Source organism: Glutamicibacter sp. BW78 (genome assembly GCF_002332245.1).
Lineage (GTDB): Bacteria > Actinomycetota > Actinomycetes > Actinomycetales > Micrococcaceae > Arthrobacter_H > Arthrobacter_H rhombi_A.
This window is the reverse complement of record NZ_NRGU01000013.1, coordinates 1-3,794: the sequence shown is the minus strand read 5'-3', so window position 1 is coordinate 3,794 and position 3,794 is coordinate 1. Positions and strand designations below refer to the sequence as shown.

The window sequence follows — 3,794 nt, the reverse complement described above, 5'->3', positions numbered from 1 at the left end:
ACGCACCGCAGGAGCCGCTCGAGTACGAAGTTCTGCTTCGTATTCATGAACGGCCACCACGGGCGTGACTTCTCCGCTCGCGGCCGCGTGAAGCCGTTCAGCCAGGGCATCGCCATCCATGATCGCCGTGGCTGCGCCCTGACCACCAGTCGGTGGCATGGCATGGACCGCATCACCCAGAGCCGTGACTCGCGACGAGCACCACGGGGCAAGGTCTTCAGGGTCGGCCGCGTTGAACGTGAAGGCCGACACGCTCTCCGGATGGCTACCAGCCAACAAGTCAAGAATCTGATCTGCCCAGCGGTGGCGACGCAGCAGGCCGGCGGAGATGTCAAGCATTGCTGCATGGCCGAGTTGGCCCAGATCGGTCGGTAGGGCCTGCTCAACGGCGATTAGTCCCCAGATCGCAACCGGGCTCAACGTGCCGGTCACAGTGCTGGAGCTTCGGATCGGTGCACGCCGGGCGGGGTCGTGGGCCGAGGCGAAGAGGCCGGTGCCACCCGGACCAATGGCCAGCATGGGTTCCTCACCCAGGAGATCGACCGTGTTGGCCGGTAATCTAGCCCACGGGGTACGCCCTGCAACCCCGATCAAGCCGCACGGGAACGATGTGGGGCGTCCGGCAAGCCGCTCTGCCAGCTTTGATCCGGCCCCATCGGCGATGACTAGGATGTCCGTCTCGATCTGCGCGCCGTCGTCGAGTTCGGCCACAACAGTGTCGCCCTCGACCCGCCATCCTTGGCAAGAGCGCCCTAGAAGCATCCGATCCTCCAGCCCGAGGGCGAGGACCTGGCGGAGGGTGAGCCGGTCGATGTCGAGCGACAGCCCGGCCTCGGGCTCGGTCGCATGCAGTAATCGGCGACCGCGATGATCGCGGACGGCCAGGCTGAAACCCCATGAGCCCACTGAAGAGCCGAGTAGCTCCTCAAACGATGTCGCCGGCAGTAGGTTTCGCAGCGCGGAGACCGCCGGCACCCCGAGGTGCAATTGATAACCGCCCGTGAAGGAAAGGTCCATGTCCCGTTCCACCACGTGGACATCAAACCCCCGGCGCACCAAGCCCTGCCCGCACGCCAGGCCACCGATCCCTCCACCGACCACCAAGACCCTCATGAGAAGACTTTATCAGTTGGCTGATAGTTGCATCATGTCGCCAGTCCCAACGTCCGTGTGAACCACTCGGCCTCCCACCTCGGGTGAGCCGGAGAACCCGTATTTGTGCGCGGCAAGAATCGAGTAGCAACGGCATCGGGGATAGCATGCCGGCCGCTGACCCTCGATCCAGTCGCGACCGCGCCGATGGTCGGGCGCGTCAACAAACAGGCGATGGTAGTGGGCGCCAAAAGGCAAGAATCATGGTTTGGGCCGGTTGTCCCCGACGCATCGCGGGGAGGTCGCATGACGTCCGAAGCCCTGGGGAATTGGCCGCAGGCATCGTTCCTCGCTTGTGTGGTGGCCCGTCATTCATGGTGCTACTATCAGTCTCCTGATGCTTTATCAGATGCCTCATGGAGGTCCGCATGAAACGTCTCGTCGATTTCGTACTGTCGCATAGCGTGGTCGTGGTCGTGGTCTGGCTGCTCGTCGCCACCGCGGGCGGTGCTACGGCAGGCCGGACGATCGACGCGCTCAGCTATGACTTCGGTTTGCCGGCACAGCCGGCCTATGAGACCAACATGGAGATCCGCGACGCATTCGGTAGTGGCGGGGTCAACGACCCGCTCCTGCTCACAGCGGCTGCCCCGGAGGGCCAACTATCCACGGCGGCCGGCAGGAAACGATTCTCGGAGGCCGCAGAGAAGATCGCCGCAGGGGCCCCCGGCACCCGGGTGGTGACGCCCGTCAATAGCGACCCGGGGCCGCTCATCTCCCGTGACGGCACCCGGGCGGTGGCCCTGTTGTACCCACGGGTGGATCCGGGACCGGAGCCGTATGCCGCCGCACTGCCGGGCATCGAACGGGCCGCAAACGAAGACAGCTTCGATGGGCAGCCCTGGCAGTTGACCAGCAGCGTCCTGTTGGCCGAGAACGGCGGCAGCGACCGGGGCATCCTGGTCGAAATCATCCTGGGAGGTGCTGGCGCATTGATCGTCCTCGCCCTCGTTTTCGCCTCACTGCTTGCTGGCCTGCCGTTGTTGGTCGCGGCGGTCTCGATCCTTGCCACATTCCTGGCCCTTTTGGGCCTGAGCACACTGACCGAGGTCTCGTTCGTCGTCCAGTACCTCGTGGCGCTCATCGGTCTCGGCGTGGCCATCGATTACTCACTGCTCATCGTGATGCGCTGGCGCGAAGAACGAGCCAAGGGGGCCGACAACGACACGGCAGTGCGCACCGCCATGGCCACAGCGGGTCGATCGGTCGTATTTTCCGGGGTCACCGTCGCGGTTTCCCTTGCCGCGCTGATTGCCGTGCCGCTGCCCTTCTTGCGCAGCATCGGCCTCGGCGGTCTCCTGATCCCGCTGCTGAGCGTTGCCACGTCCCTGACACTGGTCCCGGTGATTCTGCACACCCTTGGACCGCGGCTGCTCTGGCCACGACGCGCCGCCCCCGACCCCACGAGTAGACGCTGGGAGTCCCTGGCCCGCAAAGTCGTGAAGAGGCCGTGGTGGGTCATCGCCGCGACGACAGTTCTTCTGGTTGCGATGGCCACGCCACTTTTTGGTTTGCGTCTTGGCTCGCCCACAGTCGATACCTTCGAAGACGACGGTTCCCCGCCTGGCTCCGCTGCCCTGGTAATCTCTGCAGCCGGCCTGACACCGAGTCTGTTTCGACCCACCCAGGTCATTGCTTCCACGGATACCGCTTCCACCGTCACCGAACGGCTGAACCAAGTGGCGGGAGTCGCGGCGGCCACCAGAATCGATTCATCGAAGTGGAGAACGACCGGCATCGAGCTGATCGAGGTCTTCTTCGACGCCGACCCCTCCACCGATGCAGGATCGGCGACACTCGAGCGGGTTCGGGCGGAAGCTGCGCACCTCGATGCCCGTGTCGGGGGTAGCCCTGCCGAAGACGCCGACTTCGTCACTGCGGTCTATGGCAACGCCCCACTCGTCGTCGCCCTCATCGTACTGGTCACCTTCGTACTGCTGGCCCGGGCCTTGCGCTCGGTGTGGCTGCCCGTCAAGGCCCTCGTGCTCAACGTGCTCTCGCTCGGCGCCGCATTCGGGGTGACAACACTGATCTGGCAGCACGGTATCGGCACCGAGGCCCTCTTTGGGATCGGAGGCACTGGCGCACTGACGATATGGATCCCGGCGGCCGGGTTCGCGTTCCTCTTCGGCCTGTCCATGGATTACGAGGTCTTCATCCTCTCGCGCATGCGGGAGGCATACGACGAACACCAGAACACACCACGCGCCGTTGTTGAAGGCATCGCGAGGACGGGGCGCCTGGTGACGTCAGCAGCGCTGATCTTGTTTCTCGCATTCATCGCGTTATCGACGGTGCCGGTCGTCGAGGTGAAAATCCTCGCTACCACCCTGGCCGTGGGCATCGCGATCGACGCCGTTCTCGTGCGCAGCCTGCTGGCACCTGCCCTCGTCGTCGTACTCGGAAGCGCCAACTGGGACATGCCCGGTCCCCTCGCCCGCATCCTGTGGATCGTCCCATCATCCTCGCCCCGCCGGCGCGCCAAACACCTCGCCTAGAACACCGGGAAAGCACTACGCCACCTACCAATCACAATCTTGCACCCGCTCCGAAGAATTGGCACTTGAGAGGCCCACCGAGGTATTTTGTGTCCGCGCGGACCGTCCCGCTGAGGGTTCCGTTCTGTGAAGCATCCAAGAAAC

At 64.5% G+C, this 3,794-nt stretch carries 2 protein-coding genes; one reads left to right on the top strand and one right to left on the bottom strand.

The features are described from left to right. Positions 1-1,113, bottom strand: a 1,113-nt coding sequence (locus tag CIK75_RS02455; protein ID WP_096223113.1) for an FAD-dependent monooxygenase, incomplete at its 3' end; no start/stop codon positions are given. A 407-nt stretch (positions 1,114-1,520) separates the two neighbouring features. Between CIK75_RS02455 and CIK75_RS02450 the strand changes: the two genes are divergently transcribed. Beyond that, a complete protein-coding gene (locus tag CIK75_RS02450; RefSeq protein ID WP_096223112.1) occupies positions 1,521-3,650 on the top strand; it encodes an MMPL family transporter in 2,130 nt (709 codons plus the stop codon). Positions 3,651-3,794: the final 144 nt, after the last annotated feature.